General features: G+C 72.3%; 25 protein-coding genes and 1 riboswitch. Of the genes, 11 read left to right on the top strand and 14 right to left on the bottom strand.

From position 1 onward, the window contains the following. Positions 1-160: 160 nt before the first annotated feature. From CLV56_RS06225 to icmF, 4 genes are all read right to left on the bottom strand, one after another. A complete protein-coding gene (locus tag CLV56_RS06225) occupies positions 161-1,552 on the bottom strand; it encodes an anaerobic C4-dicarboxylate transporter family protein (RefSeq protein ID WP_039340851.1) in 1,392 nt (463 codons plus the stop codon). Positions 1,553-1,600: 48 nt separating this feature from the next. Beyond that, positions 1,601-2,935 carry a M20/M25/M40 family metallo-hydrolase gene (locus CLV56_RS06220; RefSeq protein WP_039340854.1) on the bottom strand — a complete coding sequence of 445 codons (1,335 nt, stop codon included), beginning with the start codon at positions 2,933-2,935 and terminating at the stop codon, positions 1,601-1,603. A gap of 346 nt (positions 2,936-3,281) precedes the next feature. Further along, the gene (locus tag CLV56_RS06215) at positions 3,282-3,794 is read right to left on the bottom strand and encodes a hypothetical protein (protein WP_157805082.1); all 513 of its coding nucleotides are present in this window, start codon (positions 3,792-3,794) and stop codon (positions 3,282-3,284) included. An 87-nt stretch (positions 3,795-3,881) separates the two neighbouring features. Then, positions 3,882-7,133 carry a fused isobutyryl-CoA mutase/GTPase IcmF gene (gene icmF, locus CLV56_RS06210; RefSeq protein WP_100414551.1) on the bottom strand — a complete coding sequence of 1,084 codons (3,252 nt, stop codon included), beginning with the start codon at positions 7,131-7,133 and terminating at the stop codon, positions 3,882-3,884. Positions 7,134-7,382: 249 nt separating this feature from the next. Between icmF and CLV56_RS06205 the strand changes: the two genes are divergently transcribed. The 3 genes from CLV56_RS06205 (at position 7,383) to CLV56_RS06195 (ending at position 9,359) form a co-directional block, all read left to right on the top strand. After that, positions 7,383-7,901 (top strand): MarR family winged helix-turn-helix transcriptional regulator, encoded by a 519-nt coding sequence (locus tag CLV56_RS06205; protein WP_039340857.1) that lies wholly within the window; start codon positions 7,383-7,385, stop codon positions 7,899-7,901. A gap of 130 nt (positions 7,902-8,031) precedes the next feature. Continuing rightward, positions 8,032-8,607 carry a hypothetical protein gene (locus tag CLV56_RS06200; RefSeq protein WP_157805081.1) on the top strand — a complete coding sequence of 192 codons (576 nt, stop codon included), beginning with the start codon at positions 8,032-8,034 and terminating at the stop codon, positions 8,605-8,607. Continuing rightward, positions 8,604-9,359 carry an MBL fold metallo-hydrolase gene (locus CLV56_RS06195; RefSeq protein ID WP_100414549.1) on the top strand — a complete coding sequence of 252 codons (756 nt, stop codon included), beginning with the start codon at positions 8,604-8,606 and terminating at the stop codon, positions 9,357-9,359. The genes CLV56_RS06200 and CLV56_RS06195 overlap by 4 nt, the downstream gene beginning before the upstream one ends. Before the next feature lie 46 nt (positions 9,360-9,405). On the opposite strand, the gene CLV56_RS06190 is transcribed toward CLV56_RS06195, so the two are convergent. The 6 genes from CLV56_RS06190 to CLV56_RS06165 form a co-directional block, all read right to left on the bottom strand. Then, on the bottom strand, positions 9,406-9,885 hold the full coding sequence (locus CLV56_RS06190; protein WP_039340862.1) for a DUF6328 family protein: 480 nt from the start codon (positions 9,883-9,885) through the stop codon (positions 9,406-9,408). 6 nt (positions 9,886-9,891) lie between these two features. Further along, a complete protein-coding gene (locus CLV56_RS06185) occupies positions 9,892-11,127 on the bottom strand; it encodes an AI-2E family transporter (RefSeq protein ID WP_245857654.1) in 1,236 nt (411 codons plus the stop codon). 25 nt (positions 11,128-11,152) lie between these two features. Continuing rightward, positions 11,153-11,836, bottom strand: coding sequence for a uracil-DNA glycosylase (locus tag CLV56_RS06180; protein ID WP_425437712.1), 684 nt, complete (start codon positions 11,834-11,836; stop codon positions 11,153-11,155). A 13-nt stretch (positions 11,837-11,849) separates the two neighbouring features. After that, on the bottom strand, positions 11,850-12,176 hold the full coding sequence (locus CLV56_RS06175; protein WP_039340868.1) for a YidH family protein: 327 nt from the start codon (positions 12,174-12,176) through the stop codon (positions 11,850-11,852). 119 nt (positions 12,177-12,295) lie between these two features. After that, positions 12,296-12,670 (bottom strand): MmcQ/YjbR family DNA-binding protein, encoded by a 375-nt coding sequence (locus CLV56_RS06170; RefSeq protein ID WP_100414546.1) that lies wholly within the window; start codon positions 12,668-12,670, stop codon positions 12,296-12,298. Positions 12,671-12,694: 24 nt separating this feature from the next. Then, complete coding sequence (locus CLV56_RS06165) at positions 12,695-13,891, bottom strand: MFS transporter (RefSeq protein WP_039340874.1); 1,197 nt, start codon at positions 13,889-13,891, stop codon at positions 12,695-12,697. 134 nt (positions 13,892-14,025) lie between these two features. Here CLV56_RS06165 and CLV56_RS06160 point away from each other — a divergent pair, with 134 nt between their 5' ends. Further along, positions 14,026-15,234 carry an MFS transporter gene (locus CLV56_RS06160; RefSeq protein ID WP_039340878.1) on the top strand — a complete coding sequence of 403 codons (1,209 nt, stop codon included), beginning with the start codon at positions 14,026-14,028 and terminating at the stop codon, positions 15,232-15,234. Between the two features lie 86 nt (positions 15,235-15,320). Here the strand turns inward: CLV56_RS06160 and CLV56_RS06155 are convergent, their stop codons facing one another. From CLV56_RS06155 to CLV56_RS06145, 3 genes are read right to left on the bottom strand one after another with little or no spacing between them, the layout of a single operon-like run. Further along, positions 15,321-15,917, bottom strand: coding sequence for a GNAT family N-acetyltransferase (locus CLV56_RS06155; protein ID WP_039340881.1), 597 nt, complete (start codon positions 15,915-15,917; stop codon positions 15,321-15,323). 10 nt (positions 15,918-15,927) lie between these two features. Further along, entirely contained in the window at positions 15,928-17,430 is a 1,503-nt protein-coding gene (locus CLV56_RS06150) for an alpha,alpha-trehalose-phosphate synthase (UDP-forming) (protein ID WP_100414544.1), read from the bottom strand. Between the two features lie 9 nt (positions 17,431-17,439). After that, entirely contained in the window at positions 17,440-18,471 is a 1,032-nt protein-coding gene (locus tag CLV56_RS06145; RefSeq protein WP_039340884.1) for a Gfo/Idh/MocA family protein, read from the bottom strand. Between the two features lie 99 nt (positions 18,472-18,570). On the opposite strand from CLV56_RS06145, the gene CLV56_RS06140 reads away from it, so the two are divergent. From CLV56_RS06140 to CLV56_RS06110, 7 genes are all read left to right on the top strand, one after another. Continuing rightward, entirely contained in the window at positions 18,571-18,858 is a 288-nt protein-coding gene (locus tag CLV56_RS06140; RefSeq protein WP_100414543.1) for a DUF3263 domain-containing protein, read from the top strand. After that, positions 18,855-19,379, top strand: a complete 525-nt coding sequence (locus CLV56_RS06135; RefSeq protein WP_245857652.1) for a LytR C-terminal domain-containing protein — start codon at positions 18,855-18,857, stop codon at positions 19,377-19,379. Before CLV56_RS06140 ends, CLV56_RS06135 begins: the two co-directional genes overlap by 4 nt. Before the next feature lie 16 nt (positions 19,380-19,395). Beyond that, positions 19,396-21,054, top strand: a complete 1,659-nt coding sequence (locus tag CLV56_RS06130; protein WP_211287992.1) for an alpha/beta hydrolase — start codon at positions 19,396-19,398, stop codon at positions 21,052-21,054. 46 nt (positions 21,055-21,100) lie between these two features. Next, the gene (otsB, locus tag CLV56_RS06125; protein ID WP_245857650.1) at positions 21,101-21,949 is read left to right on the top strand and encodes a trehalose-phosphatase; all 849 of its coding nucleotides are present in this window, start codon (positions 21,101-21,103) and stop codon (positions 21,947-21,949) included. A 99-nt stretch (positions 21,950-22,048) separates the two neighbouring features. Beyond that, the gene (locus tag CLV56_RS06120) at positions 22,049-23,473 is read left to right on the top strand and encodes a DNA recombination protein RmuC (RefSeq protein ID WP_100414542.1); all 1,425 of its coding nucleotides are present in this window, start codon (positions 22,049-22,051) and stop codon (positions 23,471-23,473) included. Between the two features lie 131 nt (positions 23,474-23,604). Next, a riboswitch (SAM riboswitch) is annotated at positions 23,605-23,744 on the top strand. Between the two features lie 10 nt (positions 23,745-23,754). Further along, entirely contained in the window at positions 23,755-25,020 is a 1,266-nt protein-coding gene (gene thrC, locus CLV56_RS06115; RefSeq protein ID WP_211287991.1) for a threonine synthase, read from the top strand. Positions 25,021-25,120: 100 nt separating this feature from the next. Further along, the gene (locus CLV56_RS06110; RefSeq protein WP_039340889.1) at positions 25,121-25,402 is read left to right on the top strand and encodes a ubiquitin-like small modifier protein 1; all 282 of its coding nucleotides are present in this window, start codon (positions 25,121-25,123) and stop codon (positions 25,400-25,402) included. Between the two features lie 93 nt (positions 25,403-25,495). Here CLV56_RS06110 and CLV56_RS06105 read toward each other — a convergent pair whose 3' ends face one another. Further along, on the bottom strand, positions 25,496-26,326 hold the full coding sequence (locus CLV56_RS06105; RefSeq protein ID WP_039340890.1) for a class I SAM-dependent methyltransferase: 831 nt from the start codon (positions 26,324-26,326) through the stop codon (positions 25,496-25,498). Between the last annotated feature and the right edge of the window lie 2 nt (positions 26,327-26,328).

Below are 26,328 nucleotides of genomic sequence, written 5' to 3'. Positions count from 1 at the left end.
ACGCAGGCACATCCGTGCGAACCCTCGGGCGTGGTCTGATCATGCCTGCGTTCGGAACCCACCGGCGGTCGGAGTGCAGGCATGACCGTCCGGGTGGGTCCGATGCAGGCACGTGCTTCGACGACGCGGACCAGCGAGCGGCACTCCGACCTCCGACGCCTCAGCCGACGAAGCGGGACAGCAGCAGCGCGGTCGGGACGGAGACGATCCCCATCACGAGCGTCGGCAGGATGAACGAGTGGTTCAGCACGTACTTGCCGATCCGCGTGCTGCCGGTCAGGTCGATCTCCACCGCGGCGAGCTGGGACCCGTTGGCCGGGAGCACGGTGACGCCGCCCATCGCCGGTAGGAACGCGGCCAGGGTCGGCGTCGTGAGCCCGAGGCTGATGCCGAGCGGGATCATCGTGTTGACCGAGGCCGACTGGCTGGTGGTCGCGGCGGCGACCAGGAAGATCCCGATCGCGAGGAACCACGGTGCATCGCTCGCGATGTCGGTGAGGCCGCCGATCACCGTGTCGTAGTTGCCGGTGATGAAGGTGTTGGCGAGCCACGCGATGCCGAGCAGCGCGATGATCGCGGTCAGGCCCGACTTCGTCAGGGGCGCGTCCAGGACGTCGCCGGGCGCGACCTTCCCGACCAGCATCACGACGAGCGCGACCGCGAGCATCACCATCACGAGCAGCGTGGTCAGCGACAGGGTCACGGTCTCGCCGTCGACCGTGTACGTCGGGAGCAGCCCGTCGAAGGCGCCGAGCAGGACGACCACGAGCACACCGCCGAAGAACACCGCGGACGCCCGCTTGGCGGTCACCGGCACGTCGGCGGTCGTGGTCGTACGGGTGCCTGAGGCGGCGCCCGGGCCGTGGTCGGCGAGCCCGGACTCGGCTGCCGGCGCGCCGGGCGGCGCCACGATGCCCTCGCGGAGCCGCCGCTGGTACTCGGGGTCGTCGGCGAGCTCCTTGCCGACCCGGCTCTGCACCAGAGCCGCCACGAGCACGCCGAGCAGGACCGCCGGCCCGGTGATCGCGATGATCTGGCCGAGGCTCAGCGCGTCGGGCTGGTTCGACGTCAGCCCGACGAACGCCGCCATCGCCGCCGCCACCGGGCTGGCGGCCAGCGCGTACGCGGACGCGACCACCGAGGTGCTGAGCGGGCGCTCCGGACGGATCCCGCGTTCGTACGCGACCTCGTAGATCACCGGGAGCAGCGGGAAGATGATGTTGCCCGTCCCGGCACCCGCGCAGAACCCGAGGGTGATGGTCGGCGCGAGGTAGTTGACGAGCTTCGGACGGGACCGGATCACCTTCTCGGCCAGGTGGACCAGGTAGTCGATGCCCCCGGCGGCCTGCATCGCCGAGGCCGCGGTGATCACGGCGAGGATCACCATGATCGCGTCGGCCGGGATGTCGCCGGGCGGGTCGTTGAACACGAAGACGAGGACCAGGACGCCGACCGCGCCCCAGAGGCCGAGACCCACGCCGCCGAGCCGGACGCCCATGTAGATCGCGCCGACGACCACGAGCGCCTGCAGGGTGATGAGAACGGTGTCCACGCGTGGGCCCTCTCGTCGGGCGGCGACCGGGCGGGTCGCCGGGATCGGCTACTCGGCGAGCGCCTGGAGCAGCAGCGCCTGGGCCAGCGCCATCCGCTCGATCTCGGCGGGGTCGACGGACTCGTTCGGCCCGTGGATCGCGGCCCGCTGCGCGTCCTGCGGGCCGATCAGCACGAAGTCGGCCTCGGGCGCCACGCCGCGCAGCGTCTCGAGCAGCGGGATGGAGCCGCCGGAGCCGACGTTGTGCACCGGATGCCCGTACGCGGTCTCGAGCGCCTGCGTCATCAGCCCGAACGCACGGCCGTCCGTGCCCTGCGAGAACGGTGGAGACACCTTGTCCGGCTCGGTCTCGACGTGGACGTGCCAGGGAGCGAGCGAGCGGAGGTAGTCCTGGAGCGCGGTGACGGCTTCGTGCTCGTCCTGGCCCGGCGGGATGCGGAGCGCGACGAGCGCGCGGGCCGACGGGTGCAGGACGTTGGAGGCAGCGGAGACGGACGGGCAGTCGATCCCGAGCACGCTGACCGACGGACGCGCCCACAGCCGCGAGGCGACCCGGCCGGAGCCCACGAGGTCGACGCCGTCGAGCACCCCGGCGTTGTCCCGCAGCATGTCCTCCGAGTAGTCCGCGCCCTCCCACTCGCCGGATGCGATCCCGGGGACGCGCGACGTGCCGTCCGGCTCGATCAGCTGCGCGAGCATCGTGATCAGCGCCATCAGGGCATCCGGTGCCGCTCCGCCGAACAGCCCGGAGTGCACCGGCTGGTCGAGCGTGCGGACCTCGACGACCGCCTTCACGTGACCACGCAGACCGACGCTGAGCACGGGCTCGCCGACGACGAGGTTGCCCATGTCCGCGACCACCATCACGTCGGCCTCGAACTCGTCGGGGTGCGAGTCGACGTAGTCCTCGAGGTGGCTGATCGTCTCCTCCTCACCCTCGACGACGAGCCGTACGCCGACCGGGGGTCGTCCGTCGAACGCGGCGAGCGTCGCCAGGTGGATCGCGATCCCGCCCTTGTCGTCGGCGGCACCCCGCCCGTACAGCCGTCCGTCGACCCACGTCGGCTCGAACGGCTCGGTGGTCCAGCCTTGCTCCTTCGGGGCCGGCTGGACGTCGTAGTGCGCGTAGAGCAGCACGGTCGGTGCGCCGGGTGGGCCGGGCAGGTGCGCGGTCACCGCCGGGTAGCCGCCGGGAACCTCGGTGATCTGCGCGTCGACGCCGTACCGGCCGAACGCGTCGGCGACCCGGTGTGCCATCGCGTGCACGGGCTCGGGCGGGTGGCCGGGGAACGCGCAGGAGGGGATCGCGACCATCGCCTCGAGCTCGTCGCGGATCGCGGGCATCAGTCCGGCGATCGCAGGCCGCAGGGCGGAGTCGTCCATGCGCCGAACCTAGCCCCGCCCCGCCCCGAGCGCGATTTGACGAGTTGCGGCGCGAATCGCGGCCCCGAATCCGTCCGCAACTCGACGAATCGGGGACGCGACGGAACTCAGACCGGGACGTTCAGGCGCGCGGTGTAGCCGTCGGAGACCGGGCCGCCCGACTAGGCGCGGGAGGTCGTACGACAGTCCGCGGTCGTGGTCGTGCAGCTCGTCGTCGGGTCGTGAGGCGTTCATCGACGGGTGCTCCTTGCGCAACCGGGGCGGGTGGGTCCGTGCGGTGCACGCTAGCCACCCGCCCTGGCAGTGCGCTGTGAGCGCGCTGGGCGCCCGGGCAGAGGCGGACGCCTCAGATGCCCCGCGTCCCGGGCCTCCGCTCCGGGTCCTCGGTCGTACGCGGGTCGTCGGCCACGCGCGGGTCCTCGGCCACGCGCGGATCCTCGGTCGTACGCGGGTCCTCCTGCCGGTGCGGGTTCTCGTGCGCAGGGCTGTCCCCGCGGACGGCGGGGTCCTCGTGCGCGCCGGCGCCCGCCCCTCGCGGATCGAGCTCCTCGGCCTTGGCGAGCCGCTCGTCGACCTCGGACCGGGCGCGCTGCGCCTCCTCCTGCTGCCGACGCTGCTCCGCGGCGCGCTCCTCGGCGGTCACCCGGGCCTCCTCGGCATCGGCCTTCGCGCGAGCGGCCTCCGCCTCGCGCCGGCTGGCCTCGTGGTCACGCTCACGTGCCTGCTCGCGCAGCGCCTTCGCCTCCTCGAGGCGGCGCTCCTCGCGGCGCTTCCGGCCCTGTCCCAGGGCGACCACCACGACCACGGCGATCACCACGACGATCACGGCGACGGCCACCCAAATCCACACGCTGTCCATCGATGCTCCTCCCTCGGGGGTGGACCGCGAGATCTGCGGTCCACCCCACGCCGTACCCGGGTCGGGACCGACGCAAACCCGGGCGACTCAGACGTTGCGGCGGTAGGCCCCTCCGACCTCGAAGAACGCCTCCGTGACCTGCTGCAACGAGCAGACCCGCGCCGCGTCCATCAGCACCGCGAACACGTTCGCGTCCGGGTCGGCCGCGGCCGCCTTGAGGCGCGCGAGCGCCTCGTCGGCCTCGCTGCGGTGCGCCGCGCGGTACGCGTGCACCCGCTCGAGCTGGGAGCGCTTCTCGTCCTCGGTCGCGCGGGCCAGCTCGACCTCCGGCGGCGAGGCCTCGGAGTCCGGCGCGACGAAGGTGTTGACGCCGACGATCGGCAGCGACCCGTCGTGCTTGCGCTGCTCGTACAGCATCGACTCGTCCTGGATCCGACCCCGCTGGTAGCCGGTCTCCATCGCGCCGAGCACGCCGCCGCGCTCGGTGATCCGGTCGAACTCGGCCAGCACGGCCTCCTCGACGAGATCCGTCAGCTCGTCGATGATGTACGAGCCCTGCAGCGGGTTCTCGTTCATCGCGAGACCCCACTCGCGGTTGATCACGAGCTGGATCGCCAGCGCACGCCGTACGGACTCCGTCGTCGGGGTCGTGACGGCCTCGTCGTACGCGTTGGTGTGCAGGCTGTTCGCGTTGTCGTAGATCGCGATCAGCGCCTGCAGCGTCGTGCGGATGTCGTTGAAGCTCATCTCCTGCGCGTGCAGCGACCGGCCGGACGTCTGGACGTGGTACTTCAGCTTCTGGCTGCGCTCGTTCGCGCCGTACTTGTCGCGCATCGCGACCGCCCAGATCCGTCGGGCGACCCGTCCGATCACCGAGTACTCCGGGTCCATCCCGTTGGAGAAGAAGAACGAGAGGTTCGGTGCGAAGTCGTCGATGTCCATCCCGCGCGCGAGGTACGCCTCGACGTAGGTGAAGCCGTTCGCGAGCGTGAACGCGAGCTGGCTGATCGGGTTCGCTCCGGCCTCGGCGATGTGGTAGCCGGAGATCGAGACCGAGTAGAAGTTGCGGACCTTCTGCTCGATGAACCACTCCTGGATGTCGGCCATCATGCGCAGGCTGAACTCGGTGGAGAACAGGCAGGTGTTCTGGCCCTGGTCCTCCTTGAGGATGTCGGCCTGGACGGTGCCGCGCACGGTCCCCAGCGCCTTCGCCCGCAGGGCCGCGTCCTCCGCCTCGTCGGGCTCGCGGCCCTCGGCCTCGCGGAACGCATCCCGCTGCTGGTCGATCACGGTGTTGAGGAAGAACGCGAGCACGGTCGGGGCCGGGCCGTTGATCGTCATCGACACGCTGGTTGTCGGCGAGACGAGGTCGAACCCGTCGTACAGCTCCTTCATGTCGTCGAGCGTCGCGACCGAGACGCCCGACGTGCCGACCTTCCCGTACACGTCGGGACGCTCGTCGGGGTCGCGCCCGTACAGCGTGACGGAGTCGAACGCGGTCGAGAGGCGGGTCGCCGGGTTGCCCTCGCTGAGGAGCTTGAAGCGCCGGTTCGTACGGAAGGGGTCGCCCTCGCCGGCGAACATCCGGGCCGGGTCCTCCTCGTCGCGCTTGAATGCGAAGACACCGGCGGTGTACGGGAAGAAGCCGGGGAGGTTCTCGCGCCGCCAGAACCGCACGAGGTCGCCGTGGTCGGTCGTACGAGGGAGCGCGACGCGTGAGATGCGCGAGCCCGACAGCGACTCGCGGACGAGGCTCGTGTGGATCTCGCGGTCGCGGACCCGCACGACCTGCTCGTCGCCGGAGTAGGCCTCGACGACCTGCGGCCACCCGTGGATGCGTTCGCGGACCTCGGCGGGCAGGGCGTCCTGCGCCGCCGACGCGAGCGACGTGATGTCCTCGGTGGGTCGCTCCGCCTCCGCCAGCGCGTCGCGGGCGGTCGCGAGCGCCTGCGCACGCCGGGCGTCGTCCGCGATCCGCTCGGTCTCGGCGTGGTACGAGCGGACGTCGTCGGCGATCTCGGCGAGGTAGCGGACCCGCTCCGCCGGCAGCACGTGGGCGTACCGCGTGGAGGCCTTGACGCCGACCGGCTCCAGTGTGCCCTCTGCGGTCTCGAGGCCCTTCGCGGCCAAGGCGTCGCGCAGGAACTGGTACAGCGCGGTCACACCGTCGTCGCCGAACGTCGCCGCCGACGTCCCGTACACCGGCATGTCCTCGGGCTTCGACCCGAACGCCTCGCGGTTGCGCACCAGCTGGCGGCCGACGTCGCGCATCGCGTCCGCGGCGCCGCGGCGCTCGAACTTGTTGACGGCGACCGCGTCGGCGAAGTCGAGCATGTCGATCTTCTCCAGCTGCGAGGCCGCGCCGAACTCGGGCGTCATCACGTAGAGCGCCGTGTCGACGAACGGCACGATCGCGGCGTCGCCCTGGCCGATGCCGGGGGTCTCCACGATCACGAGGTCGAACCCGGCGGCCTTCGCCACGTCGATCACGTCGGGCAGCGACTCCGGAAGCTCGTGGGCGCCGCGGGTCGCGAGCGAGCGGAAGTAGGTGTGCTCGCCGTCGACCGCGTTCATCCGGATCCGGTCGCCGAGCAGCGCGCCGCCGCCGCGACGCCGGCTCGGGTCGACGGCGAGGACCGCGATCCGCAGCTTGTCCTGCTGGTCGGTCCGGAACCGGCGCAGGATCTCGTCGGTCAGCGACGACTTGCCGGAGCCGCCGGTGCCGGTGATGCCGAGGACGGGTGCGTGCGAGGACGTCGCCGCCGCTCGTACGGCTGCGAGCGCGTCGTCGTCGAGCAGCCCGCGCTCGGCACCGGTGATCGCCCGCGCCAGTGCGACCCGGTCGCCTGACCGCAGCGCGTCGAGGTCGGCCGGCGCGTCCGCCCACAGATCGCGGCGGGCCCGCTCCACGACCTCCGCGATCATGCCCGGCAGACCCAGGCGCTGCCCGTCGGCCGGCGAGTAGATGATCACGCCACGGCTGCGCAAGCGGTCGATCTCGGCGGGGACGATCACGCCGCCCCCGCCTCCGACGACCTGGACGTGGCCCGCGCCGCGCTCGGCCAGCAGGTCGACGAGGTACTCGAAGTACTCGACGTGCCCGCCCTGGTAGCTGGAGACCGCGACCGCGTGCGCGTCCTCCTCGATCGCCGCGTCGACGACCTCGGCGACCGAGCGGTTGTGGCCGAGGTGGATCACCTCGGCGCCCTGGGACTGCATGATCCGCCGCATGATGTTGATCGACGCGTCGTGGCCGTCGAACAGGCTCGAGGCCGTGACGAAGCGCACCGGGAGGGCGGTGCCGCTGTCCTGCGTGGCGGAGGGCGTTGCGGTATCCATAGGACGTACAATAGTTTGACGTCCAAGTAATGTCGACCTCGCACCCCGCTTCGCCGGTCGCCTCTCGAGGGCTCGCTACGCTCGCGCCTCGAGGGTCGGCCGAGCACAGCACCCCGCTTCGCCGGTCGCCTCTCGAGGGCTCGCTACGCTCGCGCCTCGAGGGTCGGCCGAGCACAGCACCCCGCTTCGCCGGTCGAGGCCGAGCGCAGCGAGGATCGAGACCCGACAACCCACGCCCCAGGAGACCCCATGCCCGCCGAGCCCAAGCTGCCGTTCGACCCGGTCGAGCGCGCCGGCGAGCTGTGGGAGCGCCACATCGGCGACGCCACGGCGATGCGGCTCGCGACGTCGATCATGCGGGTCCAGCAGCTCCTGCTGACCGAGCTCGACGCGACGCTGCGCCCGTTCGGGATCACGTTCGCCCGCTACGAGGTGCTGCGGCTGCTGGCGTTCAGCCGCAGCGGCGCGCTGCCGATGAGCAAGATCGGCGAGCGCCTGATGGTCCACCCCACCTCGGTCACGAACGCGATCGACCGCCTCGAAGCACGGGGGCTCGTCCGGCGCGATCCCGATCCCGCCGACCGGCGCCGCATCCTCGCCTCGCTGACCGAGGACGGGCAGGACGTGTGCGAGCGGGCGACGAAGGCGCTCACCGAGATCGACTTCGCCGTCACGGGGCTCGCGGCCGAGCAGCAGGACCATGCGTACGACCTGATGCGCCGGCTCCGTGCCTCCGCGGGCGACTTCCCGCCCCCGGCTGAGGGCTGACCTGCGGGTCTGCCGCGGGGCGTCCAGAACCGTCGCTCGCGCCTTGACGGTGCGCGCGGCGAGCCACTAGTTTCAGCCCGTTGCCGAGGCGGGGGGCGTCCGCCACGGATTCGACGACGGAGGCTGCGTGGTGGGTCCGGGGACGACTCGCGCTCCTGCTGCCACCGTGGCCGAGCTGGCGTTGTTCGCGCTGGCCGTCGTGATCCCGCCCTTCGTCCTCGGGCTGATGATCACGGCGATCTTCGTCGCCGGCCGGTCCTTCCTCACCTTCCTCGTGCCGCTGCTCGCCACCCCGGCGGTGCTGATGGTCCTGATCCTGTCCGTCACCGGCAGCCTGCTGCTCGTGCTGACCGTCCAGGGCCGCTGGACCCGTCCCGAGATCGCGGTCGGGTGCACCGCGACGTTCGCTGCCTCGCTCTGGCTCGTTCCCGTCATGCTGATCTCCGACCTCGGGGCCGGCTTCGTCCTCGGGTTCGTCCTCGTGGTCCTCGGGTGCGCGTTCGGACCGCTGCCGGTCTGCGCGTGGATGGCCTGGCGGATGACCCGGTCGACCCGCCTCGACAATCCCGACCCCGACGCCCCGTCGTGGCTGCGCGACGCGGGCGACTGGGTGCTCGCCCGGGTCGCGCCGGTGCGTGCACGCATCGAGCGGCCGGACGACGATCGGGTGATCCTGGAGGCGTCCCGGCGGAAGGAGGCCGCATGAGCCGGCCGCTGTCGATCCGACGCCACCAGGACGCCTACCTGGTCTCGGCAGCGCACGTGAACTGGGTGCTCGTCGAGGACGGGCACGACCTCACGCTGATCGACGGGGGCTATCCGGGGAACGCCGCCGACGTCGAGCGCTCCGTGCGCGAGATCGGGCACCAGATGTCCGACGTCCGCGGTGCTCTGCTCACGCACGCCCACGTCGACCACCTGGGCGGTCTCGCGGTCCTCGCCGACCGGTACGGCTTCCCGGTCTTCACCGGCGCGGACGAGGTCGCGCACGCGCACCGCGACCACCTGCAGCAGATGGGCCCTGCGCAGATCCCGCTGCTGCTCTGGCGTCGCGGATCCGTCCGCTGGGTCACCGACATCGTCCGCCTCGGCGGGACCGACCGGACCGGCGTCGAGGGCGCCCGGCCGTACGATCCGGAGCAGCCGCTGCCCGGCACCCCGGTGCCGGTCGCGACACCCGGGCACACCGACGGGCACACCTGCTACCTGATCCCGGGCTCGCGGGTGCTCGTCACCGGCGACGCGCTCGTCACGGGCCACGCCGTCTCGAGCCTCGACGGCCCGCAGCTGATCGTGCGGCCCTTCTCCCACGACCGGGAGTCGGCCCTGGCTTCGCTGGACGCGATCGCCGACGTCGACGCCGACGTGATCTTCCCGGGCCACGGGCGGGCGTGGGAGGGCAGCCCCGCGAAGGCCGCAACCCTCGCGCGCGAGACCGCGGGCTTCTGGCGGCCGTGAGCCGATCCTGCGGGAGACGGCGGGCGTCGTCAGCCGTACGGGCCGGTCAGTGTCGGAGGCGGTTCACGGCAGGGAGCACGACCCACAGACCGGTGAAGACGACGAGCGACCCTCCGATCGCCCACCAGGCGGCCGTCCGACCGGCGACGACGTCGAAGACCAGCCACATCGCGCCGGAGACGGTGAGGACGAGCGCACCCAGCCCGATCGCGGCGCAGACGTGGGCGGCGCCGACGAGCCACGGTCGCTGACCGCGCCGGAACAGCGCCCGGTGCAGGGCCACCGGTGCGATCAGCAGGGCGGTGGCCGCGACCGAGCACGACAGGACGGCGAGGAAGACGTTCTTCTGCGTGTCCGTGAGCTCGCCGAAGCGTGAGGTGAACGGCAGCGTCAGCAGGAACGCGGTCAGGATCTGGACGCCGGTCTGGGCGACCCGCAGCTCCTGGAGCAGCTCGTTCCAGTTGCGGGTGAGCCGATCGGCGGCGGACTCCGGCCGGATGCTGGGGTCGACACCTCGGGAGCTCATCGGCGTCTAGCGATCGGTCACGCCGTCGTCGGGTGCCCCGCCGGAGGGTGCCCCACCCACGGGGGCGCCGCTTGTGGGGGTGGCTGCGTCGCCGGGGTCGGCCGGCGACCGCGGGTCGCCGGGCGGTGCGCTGTCGCTCGGGCCGGCGTCCGGCGGCGGTGCCTCGCCGGCCTCGATCGCGATCTGCTCGTTCAGGTAGCGCAGGACGGCGGCAGCGGTCGCGGTCACCGGGACCGCGAGGAAGGCACCGGTGATCCCGAACAGCGAGCTGCCGGCGGTCACCGCGAGCAGGATCACGGCGGCCTGGAGGTTCATCGAGCGACCCTGCAGCCACGGGGACAGCACGTTGCCCTCGAGCTGCTGCACCGCGATGATCACGATCAGCATGATCACGGCGTCGCGGAAGTCGTTCGTCACCAGCGTGACGAGCACCGCCAGCGCCCCGGTGACGAACGCACCGACGATCGGGACGAAGCCGCCGATGAAGGTGATCACGGCCAGCGGCACGGCCAGGGGAACCCCGAGGATCACCAGCGCGAGACCGATGAAGAACGCGTCGACCAGGGACACCAGGGCCTGGGTCCGGATGAACCCGCCGAGCGTGTCCCAGGCGCGCTGCCCGAGCTGCTGGGCGTGGACGCCGATCCGCTCGCCGAGGACCCGGTGGAGCCACGGGAGGAACTTGTGCCCGTCCTTCACGAAGAAGAACGACAGCACGACGATCAGCACCGTGTTCACCAGAGCGCCGGTGGCCGCGCCGATCGTCGAGAGAGCGCCCGCGCTGATCGCCGCCGCACTGTCGCGCAGCCAGTCCTGGATCGTGCTGATCGCGTTGTTGAGCTGGTCCTCGGAGATCCCGAACGGGCCGGTCTGCAGCCAGTCCTGGACGGCGACGAGACCGCGCGACGCCTCCGAGGCGATCTCCGGTGCCTGGCCGGCGACCTCGGGCGCGATCACCGCGATCGTGCCGGCGATCACCAGGACGAACCCCACGACCGTCACGGCCGCCGCGAGCGGCGACGGGACCCCCCGGCGGCGCAGGAAGGTGGCCGGGGGTGCGAGGAGCGTCGCGAGCAGCAGCGCGACCATGACCGGGAACCCGATCATCCAGAAGCGGCCGATCACCCAGCCCACCACGAACAGGCCGGCGGCGATCAGGATGATCCGCAGACCCCACTTGGACAGGATCTCGAAGCCCTCGGAGATGACGGCGGCGCGGTCGCGCGGGCGGGGGTGGCTCACGCGCCAGACTCTAGTCCGATCCGGGTCAGGGGAGGCGCCAGTCGATCCTCGGCGCGCCCTGCGCGGCCAGTGCGGCATCGACGCGGCTGAAGGGGCGTGACCCGAAGAAGCCGCGCGACGCCGACAGCGGGCTCGGGTGCGGGGAGGCGATCACGGGGGTGTCACCGAGCCACGGGCGCAGCGACTGCGCGTCGCGCCCCCACAGGATGGCGACGAGCGGTGCGTCCCGCTCGACCAGCGCACGGATCGCCTGCTCGGTGACGTCCTCCCAGCCCTTGCCGCGGTGACTGGCCGACCGGCCGGGCTCGACCGTCAGCACACGGTTGAGCAGCAGCACCCCCTGCTTCGACCACGGTGTGAGGTCGCCGCTGGTCGGCGCCGGGAGTCCGAGGTCGGACTGGAGCTCGGCGAAGATGTTGGCGAGGCTGCGCGGGACCGGTCGTACGTCCGCAGCGACGGAGAACGACAGCCCGACCGCGTGCCCGGGCGTCGGGTACGGGTCCTGGCCCACGACCAGCACCTTGACGGACGCCATCGGCTCGGCGAACGCGCGCAGCACGTTGGGTCCCTCGGGAAGGTACTGCCGCCCGGCGGCGATCTCGGACCGCAGGAAGTCACCCATCGCGGCGACGCGGTCGGCGACGGGCGCGAGTGCCTCGGCCCAGTCGGGGGCGACGAGGTCGGAGAGCGGAGCCGGCACGGACGTCAGCGTAGCGACGCCCTCAGATCAGCGAGAGCACGGCCACCACGAAGGCGATGACGATGATTTCCGCTGCCAGGGCGAACGGCGTGACGGTCGGACGCAGAGGCTCGTCGGCCGCGATCGCGCGGTCGTTGTCGCGCCAGCGGCGGTAGCCGACGACCACGGTGGCGATCCCGGTCAGCAGGATCACGGCGCCGACCGCGCGGGTGACCGCGACCGACCCGAGCAGGTCCTCCAGGTGCAGCGTCGCGGCGCCGCCGACCACGAGCGCGATGGCGGTGCGGATGTAGGCGAGGTACGTGCGCTCGTTCGCGAGCACGAATCGCTGGTCCGGCTTCGCGGCCATCCGTGGTCCTCCCTCGTCACGTCGCCCGCCCATTGTGGCGGCCCGGAGCCGTTTCCACAGCCCGCACCGCCGGTGGTGCTCGCCCCGTGGAGCTCATGGCTCGAGCGGCGCCGCCGATCTCAGGCGTCGAGCGCCTTGAGCATCCGGACCAGGGCGACCTGGCGGTACGAGTCGGTGGCGAGCTCGGTGACCTCGTCCCAGTCCGGCGCCGCTGCGTCGAGGTCGAGCGCGAGCCAGCCCGACGGTCCGAAGTACGGAGGCGAGAAGAATCGCGGATCGTCGACGAGCGCGTCCCGTTCGGCCGGGTCGGGCTTGACGATCAGCGCGTGGCTGTCCTCCCCGCTGGCTCCGTAGACCGCGAAGATCTTCTTGCCGGCGCGGAACGTCGGGCGTCCCCAGGACTCGACCTCGGCCGACTCCGGCAGCGCGAGGCACACCTCGCGGACCCGCGCGAGCAGCGGGTCGTCCTCGTCGTACATCCGTGGGTGCGCCATCCCCCGACACTATCCGCTCGCGAGTCACCCGCGGCGGGCTCGCGAGTCACCCGCGGCGGGGTCGGGCCGCAGGAGGTACGGCGCGACGAGCCCGGCGGCGACGCATCCGGCGACCGGGAGCCAGAACGCGCTGGTCAGCGGCACCCAGTGCGTCAGCAGCCCGATCACGGCCGGGCCCGCGAGCAGCCCGACGTACCCGAACCCGGCGACCTTCGCGACGTTCCGTCCGGCGGCGGCCGGATCGACGTGACCGGCCGCCGACAGGAACTGCGGGACGCAGCCCGACAGCCCGATCCCGAACAGGGTCCATCCCGCGACCGCGAGCCAGGTCGTCGGCGCCAGGGCAGCAGACCCGAGGCCGACGGCGGCGATCAGCGCCCCGGCGCGGACGAACGCCGCACGTCCGATCCGGGTCACCACCCGGTCGGTGAGCAGCCGTCCGACGGTCATCGCCAGCGAGAACGATCCGAACGCCCAGGCAGCGGTCGCCTTCGAGGTCCCGAGGACCTCGTGCAGGTGCACCGCGGACCAGTCGCCCGCGACCCCCTCGGCGAGGAACAGAGCGAAGGCCAGCGCGGCCAGGCCCGCGATCCGCCAGGTCCAGCCGGCCGAGGTCCGCCGGCGTGCTCCCTCGGACGCCTCCTCGGTCGCGCCGGTGCTCGCGCGCCCGGCCCGCCACACGCTCGTACGGCAGGCCGCGGTCAGGGCGACGCCGACGACCGCCAGACCGGCGGCGGTGACCGGCATCGGCACGTCCGCCGAGATCAGCAGGCCTCCGACGAGTGCGGCGAGCATGCCGCCCAGCGAGAAGAACGCGTGGAAGGACCCCATCACGTGACGCTCGTAGGTGCGCTCGACCTCGACTGCCTGGGTGTTCATGGACACGTCGAGGACGCCGTTCGCGAGACCGAGCGCGACCAGCCCGAGGGCGAGCGTGACGGGGTCGCGGGCGAGCGCCGGCCCGAGGACCGAGATGCCCATCAGGGCCCCGGCCGTCAGCTCGACCCGGTGGGACCCGACCCGGTCGGACAGCCACCCGCCGGCCTGCATCCCGACGAACGCCGCAACCCCGAGGACCAGCAGGAGCCAGCCGAGGAGGACGGTGTCGACGTCGGCGCGGTCCTGGACGACCGGGATGTTCACGACCCAGATCCCGATCGTGAATCCGTTGAGCACGAAGAAGGCCGTCGTCGCCACCCGCGCACGCTGCAGAGCACTCACCAGGTGAGCCTAGACGCCCGCCGATGCAGCGCTCGCGCGCGGGTTTACCTGCCCGTTACACTTGCTGGAGCACAGGGTACGAGGCGTTGTCTGGCGGTGGGAGACGCGCCCTTCTGTCGTACCCGGAGGGACCTGTGTCACCCGTCGCTGCGTATCGCAGCCTGTTCACCCTGGCCGGACCTGCCTACGTGGTCGTGGCCTTCCTCGGGCGTCTCCCGCTGGCGATGAGCCAGATGGGCACGCTGCTGCTCGTCTCGACCACGACCGGCCAGTACACCCTCGGCGGCCTCGCCGCCGGTGCGCTCGCCGTCGCGAACGCTGTCGTCGCTCCCGTCGCCGGCGGGATGGCGGACCGCATCGGACAGCGCCCGGTCGTCCTCGTGCAGTCGTTCGCTGGCGCAGCCGGGCTCGCCGTGCTCGTCGTGCTGGCCGAGGCCGGCGCCCCGGGCGCCCTGCTCGTCGCGGTGGCCGCAGCCACCGGCGCGGCGATGCCGCAGGTCGGCCCGCTCGCCCGGGTGCGCTGGCGCCCGATCGCGGGCCGCGCAGGGCACGAGTCGCCGCAGCTCGTCGACGCCGCCTTCTCCTACGAGGGCGCCGCGGACGAGGCGTCGTTCGTCCTCGGCCCGGCCCTGGTGGGTGCGGTCGCGGTCCTGATCGATCCCGCCGGATCCCTGCTCGTCGCCGCCGGACTGCTCGCGGTGTTCGGAGGCTGGTTCGCGCTCCACCCGACCGCGGCGCTCACCGGCGGCACGCACGTCGCGCGCGCGGCCCGGACCCGGCTGTTGACCGGTGCGTTCGCGGTCCTCGTCGGCGCGCAGCTGCTCGTCGGCGTGCTCTTCGGGTCGATCCAGACCGGGGCGACCGCGCTCGCGACCGCCGACGGCGTGCCGGGAGTCGCCGGGCTGATCCACGCCACGCTCGGGGTCGGGTCCGTCGTCGCCGGCCTGTCGATGGCGTGGGTGCCGGCGCGCGTGCCGTTCGAGCGGCGGATCCTCGTCGCCGCCGGTGCCCTGGCGCTGCTCGCATCACCGCTCGTCTTCGTCCACTCCGTCGCCGGGATGGTCGCGGTGGTGCTGGCACTGGGCTTCGCGGTCGCGCCGTACATGATCAGCAACTTCACCCTCGGCGAGCGGATGGTGCCGTTGTCCCGCGTCGGTGCCGCGATGACGATGCTCGCGGGCGCCACCGGGATCGGGTACGCGCTCGGGTCGACCGTCGCCGGTCGGCTCGCCGACGTCGGCGGCTACGGTCCGGCGCTCGCGGTCACGGTCGTGGCGGCGTGGACCGCGTTCGTCCTCGCCGTCTGCGCCCAGCGCACCCTCGGAACCGCCCCGCACCGCTGAGCCCCGCCCCCGATTCGACGCGTTTCCCACCGATTCGCGCCCGAGGATCGGTGGGAAACGCGTCGAATCGGGAGCGCGCCGGGGCGTCAGGAGGCCGAGTCGAGCGCGGCGCGCAGGGCCGTACGGACCTGCGGCCACTCCTCGTCGGTCACGGAGTAGACCACCGTGTCGCGCCAGGACCCGTCCTTGCGCGGCCTGTGCTTGCGCAGCACGCCCTCGCGGGTCGCGCCGAGCCGCTCGATCGCGGCCTGCGACTGCTCGTTGAGGACGTCGGTCTCCCACGCGACCCGGACGGCGCCGAGGGTGTCGAAGGCGTGCGAGAGCAGCATGAGCTTCGCCTCCGTGTTGATCCCGGACCGTTGGAACCGCTCGCCGAGCCAGGTCCAGCCGATCTTCACGCCGCGCCGGGCGGGATCGATGTCGTAGAACGTCGTCAGCCCCGCGAGGTCGCCGGACTTCGTGTCGATCTGCGCCCACGCGACGCTGTCGGGGATCGCGAGGTAGCCCGTGACGATCTTCTCGGCCGCGGCGAGGTCGGCCGGGCGGTCGAAGGACAGCCAGCGGAACACCGCGTCGTCGTCGGACGCCGCCAGCACCCCCTCGGCGTGGTGCGGCCTCAGCTGCGCGAGGGTGACGTGATCACCGAACAGGTCCTGTGCTTCGTACCACTGGCTCGGGCGCATGCCTTCGACCCTAACGCGACTCCGAGGCCGCCCCGGGCCGTGCCTCGTCACCGACCGGGCGGGTGCGCTTGCCGTGCGGCTCACGGACCTGCGCGAGGTCCTCGAGGAAGGTTCGCGCCCAGGTCTCGATGTCGTGCTCCTTGACCTGGCGCCGCATCGCGCGCATCCGCTTCGACTTCTCCTTCGGCGGGTCGGAGATCGCCTTCAGCATGGTCGCCTTCATCCCGTTGATGTCGTACGGGTTGACGAGGTACGCCTGCTTCAGCTCGGCCGCGGCACCGGCGAACTCGCTGAGCACCAGCGCCCCGGAGTCGAGGTAGCGGGTCGCGACGTACTCCTTCGCGACGAGATTCATGCCGTCGCGCAGCGGAGTCACCACCATCACGTCCGCCGCGCGGTACAGCGCCGCCATCTCCGCGCGCGGGTAGGACGAGTGCAGGTACGTGATCGGGGGCTGGCCGATCCGCCCGACGTCGCCGTTGATCCGGCCGACGATCCGGTCGATCTCGTCGCGCAGGCGGCGGTACTGGTCGACCCGCTCCCGCGACGGCGGCGCCACCTGGACGAAGACCGCGTCGGCCGGGTCGAGCAGCCCCTCCGACGCCAGCTCGCCGAAGGCCCGCAGCCGCTGCGGCAGGCCCTTGGTGTAGTCGAGCCGGTCGACGCCCAGCAGGACGAAGCGGGGGTTGCCGAGGCTCGCGCGGATCTCGCTGGCCCGTGCCTCCGTCTCGGGCTGGCGGGCGAGCTCCTCGAAGTAGCCCGTGTCGATCGAGATCGGGTACGCCTTCGCGACGACCGACCGGCCGTCGGGGAGGTAGACCGTGTCGCGGTGGGTCTTGTGCCCGACCCGCAGCCGGACGAGCCGGACGAAGTTCTGGGCGGCCCCGGTCGTCTGGAACCCGACGATGTCCGCGCCGAGCAGACCCTCGAGGATCCGTCGCCGCCACGGCAGCTGCGTGTAGAGCTCGACCGGCGGGAACGGCACGTGCAGGAAGAAGCCGATCCGCAGGTCCGGGCGCAGCTCGCGCAGCATCTGCGGCACGAGCTGGAGCTGGTAGTCCTGGACCCACACGACGGCGTTCGGTTCGGCGATCTCGGCGGCGAACTCGGCGAAGCGGCGGTTCACCACCACGTACGCGTCGAACCACTCGCGGTGGAACTCCGGTGGTGCGATCACGTCGTGGTAGAGCGGCCAGAGGGTGGAGTTCGAGAAGCCCTCGTAGTACTCCTCGACCTCGTCGGCCTTGATCGGGATCGGGACGAGCTGCAGCCCGTCGTGCTCGAACGGGTCGAGCTTCTCGTCCGGCGCTCCGGACCAGCCGATCCACGCCCCGCCCTGCCTGCGCATCACCGGCTCGAGGGCGGTGACGAGGCCGCCGGGCGAGGTACGCCAGGCCGTGCTGCCGTCCGGCATCGAGACGCGGTCGACCGGCAGGCGGTTCGCCAGGACGACGAACGACGCCCGTACTCCCGTGGGCTTCGACGAGCCGCGTGTCCGCACCGAGTCGCTCATGGACCGACCCTATCCGTCACCGCGCCTGGATGCCGCCGGTCGCGCGGCGCCGACGTCGTCGAGGATCCGATCCATCAGCTCGAGGATCTCCACGGTCTCGTCCAGAGGGAGCAGCGGCGACTCGGTCAGGCCTTCGCGCAGGCACCGGTCCACCTCGAGGATCTCGTGGGCGTACCCGGCGCCCCTCACGTCGAGCGCGATCGTGTCGGACTCCCAGTAGCGTGCGTGCTCGAACCGCTCCGGGTGGTGCATCCGCGCCGGTACCTCGATCCGGCCGCCGTCCCCGGCGATCGAGGCCCGGCTGTCCGACCACGCGACCTGGGTCCAGGAGAGGCTCGCGACCGCGCCGCCGGCGTACGTGAGGGTGGCGCCGCCGGACAGGTCGACGCCGCGGTCGCTGAGCACCGCGGCGGCCGCGACGTCGTCGGGCGCGCCGAGCATCAGGTACGCGAAGGTCAGCGGGTAGATCCCGATGTCGAGCAGCGCGCTCGCGCCGAGCTCGGGGTCCCACAGCCGGGCCTTGTCGGTCGGGGCGACGAACCCGAGGTCGGCCCGGACCTGGCGGGGCTCGCCGCAGGCGCCCTCGCGAACCATCTCGCGGATCCTGCGGACATTCGGGTTGGTCCGCATCCACATCGCCTCGGCGAAGAACAGCCCGCGCTCGCGCGCCTCGTCGACGAGGGCCCGGGCGTCGCCGGCGTGCAGGGTCAGCGCCTTCTCGCAGAGGACGGCCTTGCCGGCGGCGAAGCACGCCCGGACGTCGTCGTAGTGCCGTCCGTGCGGGGTGGCGACGTAGATCGCGTCCACCTCGTCGTCGGCGAGCAGGTCGTCGTACGACCCGTACGCGCGAGCGCCGCCGGGCTGGGTGCCCTGGGGCAGGTCGTCGTGCTGATCGATGAAGGCCCTCGCGGATGCGTGCGACCGGGATCCGACGGCGTGCAGGACGGCGTCGTCGACGAGGGCGAGGTCCGTCGCGAACGTGTGGGCGATGTCTCCGGTGGCGAGGATCCCCCAGCGCACCGGCTCGGTCGGCTTTGTCATGGCGCCATCCTGGCGCGCCGTCGGCGCAGACGGAAGCGCGGCGCGGCGCGCCGGAGCGCGGAATGCCAAGGGTGTGATTCGGACATCTAGGATGGGGTCATGCAACCGGCCCCCCTCACCGAGACCGAGCGCGACATCCTCGCCTTCGAGCGCGGCTGGTGGAAGCACGCCGGGATCAAGGAGCAGGCCGTACGGGAGCGGTTCGGTCTGACCGCCACCCGCTACCACCAGCGGCTGAACGCCCTGATCGACCGCGAGGCCGCGCTGGAGCACGACCCGTTGCTCGTGCGGCGCCTGCGCCGGCTGCGCGACGACCGCCGGCAGTCGCGCACCTCGCGGCGGCGTCGGCCGGCCTCGCCCGCCGGCACCGGGACGGGCGAGCCGTGAGCGCGCGCCCCCGCGTGAACGCCCGGACGCGTACGTCCTCGTGGGCGGTGCCGTCGATCGCGGTCGTGGCGGCGCTGGCCGCTGTGCTGATCGCGACGGTCTGGCTGTTCGCCAGCTCCGATCCGGAGCCGGGACAGACGACCGTCGCCGACTCCGGCGCGACCACGCCGGCCTCGCCGGCGCCGACGACTGCTGCGGCGTCCGAGCCGGCTCCCGAGCCGACACAGGCCCCGGCGAAGAAGGCGAAGGAGCCCGAGGTCCCGCGCGCCTACGTCGAGGTCTACAACAACTCCCAGGTCTCCGGCCTGGCCGACCGTACGGCCTCGCGCGCCGAGCGCTCCGGCTGGACGGTCGTCGGGATCGACAACTGGTACGGCTCCATCCCCGAGACCACGGTCTACTACCCGAGCGAGCTGAAGGACCAGGCGAGGCTGCTCGCCGAGGATCTCGGGGTGGACCGGGTCCGAGCGGCCGTCGACCCGATGAAGCTCGACCGACTCACGGTCATCCTCGTCGGCTGAGCCCTAGTCTGTCGGCGTGACCCGTCGTACCCGCACGTCGTCGACGCGGGCCTGGCTTCCCACTCTCCCGGGCGCGTACGGCGCGCTGGTGCTCGGCTGTCTCGCGTTCACCCCGTCCCTGCTGCCCCGCCCCGCGCTCTTCCAAGGGCTCGTCGCCGGGGTGTCGACCGCGATCGGGTACGGCCTGGGCGTCCTCGTCGCGTTCGTCTGGCGCGAGCTGGTGGACCGCGAGGCGCGCGTGCCCGAGGCGCGGTGGTGGCGCGTGTACGGGACGGTCGCGACGGTGCTGGTCGTCGCGTCGGTCGTGCTCGGCCGGCGGTGGCAGGACGAGCTCCGCGGCATGATGGGCATGGCGCGCGAGCCGTGGCCGTGGTTGCTCACGATCCCGCTCGTGTGGGCGCTGGTCGCCGTCCTGGGGGTGCTGCTCGGGCGTGGGATCCGCGCCGCGTACCGGTGGTTGGTGACGCTGCTGGATCGGGGCCTCGGGGAACGCGCGTCGAAGGTGCTGGGCCTGGCGATCGTGGTGGCGCTGCTGGTGATGGCGGTCGACGGCGTCCTCTTCGACCGGCTCCGGGCCGGGGCCAACGAGATCTTCTCGGTGCGCAACGGCCTCACCCCGCCCGGGGTCGAGCGCCCGGTCACGGCTCGGCGCTCGGGTGGTCCGGACTCGTACGTGGCCTGGAGCGACCTCGGGCGCGAGGGACGGGTGTTCGTCGCGGGCGGCCCGGACGCCGCGCGGATCACCGAGTTCACCCGGAGACCGGCGCTGGAGCCCGTGCGGGTGTTCGCGGGGATGGAGTCGGCGGGCGAGATCGACGACCGTGCGGCGCTCGCGGTCCGGGACCTGCAGCGCGCCGGGGGCTTCGCTCGCTCGAACCTGCTGGTCGTGACCACGACCGGGTCGGGCTGGGTCGAGGAGGGGTCGGCGTCGGCGTTCGAGTACCTCAGCGGTGGCGACTCCGCGATCGTCGGGATCCAGTACTCGTACTTCCCGTCGTGGATCTCCTACCTCGCCGACCAGGAGCTGGCCCAGGAGGCGGGCCGCGCGCTCTTCGACGCGGTCTACGCGCACTGGCTGGAGATGCCGTCCGACGCCCGGCCACGGCTGTGGGTCTCGGGTGAGAGCCTCGGCTCGTTCGGGGCGGAGGCCGCGTTCAGCGGCGCGCACGACCTCGCCAACCGGACCGACGGCACGCTGCTCGTCGGTCCGCCGAGCTTCAACCGGCTCTACCGGAGGTTCGTCGACGACCGCGACGCCGGCACGACCGAGATCGACCCGGTCTACTCCGAGGGGGAGGTCGTGCGCTTCACCCGGCGACCCGCCGAGCCCGTGCCGCCGGTGTGGTCGGACTGGGACGGCACCCGGGTGCTCTACCTCCAGCACCCGAGCGACCCGATCGTCTGGTGGAGCACCGACCTGATCTTCTCCCGACCGGACTGGCTGTCCGAGCCGCGCGGGCCGGACGTGCTGGACACAGTGCGCTGGATCCCGCTCGTCACGTTCTGGCAGGTCAGCGCGGACCTCGCGATCGGCGCCGAGGTGCCGGCCGGGTACGGCCACAACTACACCGGCGAGCACGTCGACGGCTGGGCCGACGTCCTCCGCTCTCCGGGCTGGACCCCGGAGAGGTCGGCGCGGCTGCGCGCGATGATCGCCGAGGACGAGGGCCGCTGACGGGCTCGGTGCGGCGGGGTCGGGACCGGCTGGGATGATGGCGATCATGCCCAGCTCCGAGGCGCCGCAGCCCGCGCCGACCACCGACGCCGGCCGCGCCGCCCTCGACGCCGTCGTGGCCGACCCGGCCCGTGCGTTGCTGGCGCTGGACTTCGACGGCACGCTGGCGCCGATCGTCGACGACCCCGAGCAGGCCGCGGTGCACCCGCGCGCGGTCGCGGCGCTGGACCGGATCGGACCCTGCCTCGGGAAGGTCGCGGTCGTCACCGGGCGGCCGGTGCTGACCGCCCTGCGGCTCGGGGGCTTCGACGATCGCCCCGGGCTCTCGAGACTGTCGATCCTCGGTCAGTACGGCGCGGAGCGGTGGGACGCCCAGACCGGCGAGGCCGACATCCCGCCGCCGCCTGCCGCGATCGCCGAGGTCGAGTCGCGCCTGCCGCGGCTGCTCGACGATCTCGGGCTGGGCGACGTGGCGCTGGAGAAGAAGGGGCGCGCGGTCGTCCTGCACACCCGTCGGCTCGCGGACCCGGCGGAGGCGCAACGGCGGCTGGCGGGCCCGGTCGCCGCCCTGGCGCGCAGCCACGGGCTGGCTGCCGAGCAGGGCCGCAACGTGATCGAGGTGCGCGACCCGTCCGTGGACAAGGGGCGTGCGCTGCGCGACCTGGTCGCCCAGACCGGCGCGACGGCGGTCGTCTACGCCGGCGACGATCTCGGAGACCTCCCGGCGTACGTGGCGCTCCAGTCGATGCGCGCCGCCGGCGAGGTCCGGGCGCTGCTGGTCGCGGTCGCCTCGGCCGAGCAGCCCGCGCTCGTGCCGCGCTCGGATCTGGCGGTGGACGGCCCCGAGGAGCTGGCCGACTGGCTCGAGCGCCTCGCCGACCGGCTCGGCTGCTGAGAGCCGTACGCCGCCGGCACCGTCGTCGTGAGGAGCGCCTCGCGACACGGCGGGTCGCGCTTCGGAGGAACTGTCGGTCGGTGCTGACAGGCTGAGGCCATGGATCTCGTGGCGGTGTTGTTGGTCGGTCTCCTCGTCGGAGTCGTTCTCGGTGGCCTGGTGGGGTGGTTGGCTGCGCGGTCACGGTCCGCGGACTCCTCGACCGAGCGGGTCGACCCCGAGGTGCTGGCGGCTCGCCACGAGCGGGCGGTCGCGGAGGTCCGGGCGGCCGAGGCGGCCCAGCGTGCCGAGGTCGAGCGCGAGCTGGCCTCGACCGCGGCCTCGGTCGAAGGCCTCCGGCGGGAGCTGTCCGCCGCTGAGGCCCGTTACCGCTCGATGCACGAGCAGCACGACCGCGAGCGCCGTCAGCGTGAGCGGGCGCAGGAGGCGGAGAGCAAGGTTCTCCAGCAGTTGGCGCCGGTCCAGAAGGCCCTGTCGTCGATGCAGCAAAAGGTCGAGGACCTCGAGCAGCAGCGTCGCGAGCAGCACGGCCGGCTCGCCGAGCAGATCCGCAACACCCAGCAGAGCGCGGACCAGTCCCGCCGGGCGGCCGAGACCCTGGCTTCCGCCCTGAAGAACAACGCGGTCCGTGGGCAGTGGGGCGAGACACAGCTGCGCAGCCTCGTGGAGTCGGCGGGCCTGCTGAACCGCGTCGACTTCGACCTCCAGGCGTCGATCCAGGCCGAGTCCGGCGCACGACGTCCCGACATGGTGCTGCGCCTCCCGGGCGGCAAGTCGGTCGCGGTCGACGCGAAGGTCCCGTACAACGCCTACATCGAGGCGATGGCGATCCCCGACCCGGCGAGCGAGGAGCAGGAGGACCGTCGTCGCGTCCTGCTGGTGCAGCACGCGGAGAAGGTGCGCAGCCACGTCAACGCTCTCGCCTCCAAGCAGTACTGGACCGGTCTCGAGGTGAGCCCGGAGTTCACGATCGCCTTCATCCCGAACGAGCCGTTGCTCGCCGCGGCGCTCGAGCAGGATCCCAGCCTGCTGGAGGACGCCTTCGCCAAGCGCATCGCCCTGGCGTCGCCGGTGAGCTTCTGGGCCGTGCTGAAGACGGTCGCGTTCACCTGGCAGCAGGAGGCGCTGACCGAGGACGCCAAGACGCTGTTCGATCTCGGCAAGGAGCTCTACCAGCGGATCGGCACACTCACCGACCACGCCGACAAGCTGCGGCGCTCGATCGAGTCGACGGTCGAGAGCTACAACAAGTTCGCCGGTTCGCTCGAGGGGCGCGTGCTCGCGACCGCACGCAAGCTCGACAACCTGGACGAGACGAAGGTCCTCGGGGAGCCCACCCGGATCGAGAAGTCCCCGCGCAGGCTCACCCGGCTCGAGGCGGCCGCCGAGGAGGTCGCTGCGCGGCGCAGCATCGAGGACGCCGCGCTCGCGCAGACGGGTGTCGACCGCCCGGAGCTGGTGTTCGAGGCAGAGGTCGTCGAGGACAGCGCCGGCGAGCGCAGCAACGAGGAGCGCGCCGGCTGATCGATCCGGCCCGCGGGCGCGACCTCGTCCGTTCCTCCGTCCCGGAGCCGGGTGCCCGCACCCCGAGAAGGTCGGTCTCGGATGCCGGACCGATTGGACGGTATGTGAGACGCCTGCCTACAGTTGGTCACAGCTCATCGAGAGGGGCGGAGGGAACGGCCCGACGAAGCCCCGGCAACCACCGTGCGTAGCTCGCGACCAGGCGAGGCCGACGCGCGGCATGGTGCCAAATCCGTCTCGCGGCGAAGGTCGTCCGCGGGAGAGATGACAGAGGAGGCCTCGTGAGCGCGAGCACCCTGGACGTCCCCACCACCACCCGTCGTTCCTTCGGCAATGCCGTGGGCCTGACCTGTCGCGCCTGCGGTGCGCGTCAAGAGCTCGGCCCGTTCTACGCGTGCATCGAGTGTTTCGGTCCGCTCGAGGTGAGGTACGACTTCCCGACGATCACCCGCGAGCAGATCGAGGCCGGCCCGAAGAGCATCTGGCGCTACCAGCCGCTCCTCCCGGTGCCGGCCGACATCGCGGCGATCCCGAACACCGACCCGGGATTCACCCGGCTCGTCAAGGCCGACAACCTCGCGCGCGAGCTCGGGATCAAGACGCTCTGGGTGAAGGACGACTCCGGCAACCCGACGCACTCGTTCAAGGACCGCGTGGTGGCCGTGGCGCTGTCAGCGGCCCGCGAGCTGGGCAAGACCGTGCTCGCGTGCCCGTCGACCGGCAACCTCGCCAACGCCGTGGCCGCGGCCGCGGCTCGCGCCGGCATCCGCAGCGTCGTGTTCATCCCCGAGAACCTCGAGCGGCCGAAGGTCATCACCACCGCTGTGTACGGCGGCACGCTGGTCGCGGTCCGGGGCAACTACGACGACGTCAACAAGCTCGCGTCCGAGATCGCCGGCGAGGAGGAGGACTGGGCGTTCGTCAACGTCAACGTCCGTCCGTACTACGCCGAGGGCTCGAAGACGCTCGCCTACGAGACCGCCGAGCAGCTCGGCTGGAGGCTGCCGGAGCAGGTCGTGATCCCGGTCGCGTCGGGCTCGCAGCTGACGAAGGTCGACAAGGGCTTCACCGAGCTCGGCGAGCTCGGTCTCGTCGAGCCCACCCCGTACAGGATCTTCGGCGCCCAGGCGACCGGGTGCTCGCCCGTCGCGCAGGCGTTCCGGGACGGCCACGACGTCGTACGGCCGGTCAAGCCGGACACGATCGCCAAGTCGCTGGCGATCGGCAACCCCGCGGACGGCCCGTACGTGCTCGACACCTGCCGGCGCACCGGTGGTGCCGTCGAGGACGTCTCCGACGACGAGGTGCGCGACGGGATCCAGCTGCTGGCGCGGACCGAGGGGATCTTCGCCGAGACGGCCGGCGGCGTCACGATCGCGACCCTCAAGAAGCTGCTCGAGACCGGACAGCTCGATCCCGACGCCGAGACCGTGGTGTTCAACACCGGCGACGGGCTCAAGACGCTCGACGCGGTTGCCGACCGGGTCGGCCCCGCCGCGACCATCGACCCGAGCTACCCCGACTTCGTCGCTGCCGACCTGGCCTGATCCACGTTCCGCTGGTCGAGGCGCGAGCCTCTTCCTTCCCGCTGGTCGAGGCGCGAGCGTAGCGAGCGATCGAGACCCCACCACCCGCTGAGAGGACATCATGAGCGTCTCCGTCCGCATCCCCACGATCCTGCGCACCTACACGAAGGGTGATTCGGAGGTGAGCGTCGAGGGCGACACGGTCGCCTCGGTCATCGACGCCCTCGAGTCCGACTACCCGGGCATCAAGGCGCGGGTCGTCGACGAGACGGGCGCTCTGCGGCGGTTCGTCAACGTCTACGTCGGGACCGAGGACATCCGGTTCGCCGACGGGCTCGACACGGCGATCCCGGCGGGCCAGCAGGTCTCGATCATCCCGGCCGTGGCCGGCGGGGCCGTCTGACCTGACCCCAGGACGAGCCTGTGGGCCTGTCGTCACCGGTCGGGCCGGTGGCGGCGGGCCCGTTGTGCGTTCGGGGAGCCGGGCTCGTACGCCTCAGGCAGGCTTGCGAGCGCGGAGCGTGAAGCTGGCCGCCATCCGCTCGGGGTGGTCGGCGAGCCGCATCTCGCCGGGGTGGACCGGGTGCGGCGCCATCAGGCCCGGCAGCGCCGGCCACGGGACCGAGTCGTGCTCGTCGAGGCCTGTGAGCGTCAGCCCCGCACGCAGCAGAGCCGCGACCACCTCGCCGAGCGAGTGCGTCCACTCGCGGCTCTCCAGCCCCTGCAGCGGGAGGTCGGTCTCGACGTACGTCTCGTCGTCGGTGAACACCAGCGGCTCGCCGGTGGCGAAGTACGGGTACCGGGAGACGGCCGCGCCGTCGACCACCTCGTACGTCCCGATCATCGGGTGCCCTTCGCGGACGAACAGCCGTCCGCCCGGCGACAGCAGCCCGGCGACCGTGGCGGCCCACCGGTCCATCTCGGGGAGCCAGAGCAGAGCGCCGATCCCGGTGTAGACGAGATCGAAGCGCTCGGCGCCGAGCAGCCGCACCGCGTCGTACACGTCGCCCTCGACGTAGTCGATCGTGGCGCCGGCGCGCTCGGCCAGCGAACGGGCCTCGCGCAGCGACGCAGGGGAGAGGTCGAGACCGACGACCTGTGCGCCGAGACGGTGGAGGCTGAGGGTGTCGGTCCCGATGTGGCACTGGAGATGGACGGTCCGCAGCCCGTCGATCGACCCGAGCCGGGGCACGTCGAAGCGGACCACGTCACTGATCGCGTCCGGGTCACGGAGGTAGCGGTCGAGGTCGTAGTCGACCGACGCGGCGTGGGCGGCGGCGCGGTCGTCCCACATCGCGCGGTTGATCGCGAGATAGTCGTCGTTCATGG

Source organism: Mumia flava, from assembly GCF_002797495.1.
In the GTDB taxonomy this organism is placed as follows: domain Bacteria; phylum Actinomycetota; class Actinomycetes; order Propionibacteriales; family Nocardioidaceae; genus Mumia; species Mumia flava.
The sequence above is the reverse complement of the archived record's forward strand: the minus strand, read 5'-3'. Positions and strand labels throughout refer to the sequence as shown.

What these genes read in the sequence shown, in the direction of transcription:
- CLV56_RS06175 (WP_039340868.1), bottom strand. Translation starts at nt 12,176, where the DNA reads ATGGCCGCGAAGCCGGACCAGCGATTCGTGCTCGCGAACGAGCGCACG.
- CLV56_RS06195 (WP_100414549.1), top strand. Translation starts at nt 8,604, where the DNA reads ATGAGCCGGCCGCTGTCGATCCGACGCCACCAGGACGCCTACCTGGTC.
- CLV56_RS06145 (WP_039340884.1), bottom strand. Translation starts at nt 18,471, where the DNA reads ATGACAAAGCCGACCGAGCCGGTGCGCTGGGGGATCCTCGCCACCGGA.
- CLV56_RS06220 (WP_039340854.1), bottom strand. Translation starts at nt 2,935, where the DNA reads ATGGACGACTCCGCCCTGCGGCCTGCGATCGCCGGACTGATGCCCGCG.
- CLV56_RS06155 (WP_039340881.1), bottom strand. Translation starts at nt 15,917, where the DNA reads ATGCGCCCGAGCCAGTGGTACGAAGCACAGGACCTGTTCGGTGATCAC.
- icmF (WP_100414551.1), bottom strand. Translation starts at nt 7,133, where the DNA reads ATGGATACCGCAACGCCCTCCGCCACGCAGGACAGCGGCACCGCCCTC.
- CLV56_RS06190 (WP_039340862.1), bottom strand. Translation starts at nt 9,885, where the DNA reads ATGAGCTCCCGAGGTGTCGACCCCAGCATCCGGCCGGAGTCCGCCGCC.
- CLV56_RS06110 (WP_039340889.1), top strand. Translation starts at nt 25,121, where the DNA reads ATGAGCGTCTCCGTCCGCATCCCCACGATCCTGCGCACCTACACGAAG.
- CLV56_RS06215 (WP_157805082.1), bottom strand. Translation starts at nt 3,794, where the DNA reads ATGGACAGCGTGTGGATTTGGGTGGCCGTCGCCGTGATCGTCGTGGTG.
- CLV56_RS06170 (WP_100414546.1), bottom strand. Translation starts at nt 12,670, where the DNA reads ATGGCGCACCCACGGATGTACGACGAGGACGACCCGCTGCTCGCGCGG.
- CLV56_RS06105 (WP_039340890.1), bottom strand. Translation starts at nt 26,326, where the DNA reads ATGAACGACGACTATCTCGCGATCAACCGCGCGATGTGGGACGACCGC.
- CLV56_RS06150 (WP_100414544.1), bottom strand. Translation starts at nt 17,430, where the DNA reads ATGAGCGACTCGGTGCGGACACGCGGCTCGTCGAAGCCCACGGGAGTA.
- CLV56_RS06120 (WP_100414542.1), top strand. Translation starts at nt 22,049, where the DNA reads ATGGATCTCGTGGCGGTGTTGTTGGTCGGTCTCCTCGTCGGAGTCGTT.
- CLV56_RS06140 (WP_100414543.1), top strand. Translation starts at nt 18,571, where the DNA reads ATGCAACCGGCCCCCCTCACCGAGACCGAGCGCGACATCCTCGCCTTC.
- CLV56_RS06205 (WP_039340857.1), top strand. Translation starts at nt 7,383, where the DNA reads ATGCCCGCCGAGCCCAAGCTGCCGTTCGACCCGGTCGAGCGCGCCGGC.
- otsB (WP_245857650.1), top strand. Translation starts at nt 21,101, where the DNA reads ATGCCCAGCTCCGAGGCGCCGCAGCCCGCGCCGACCACCGACGCCGGC.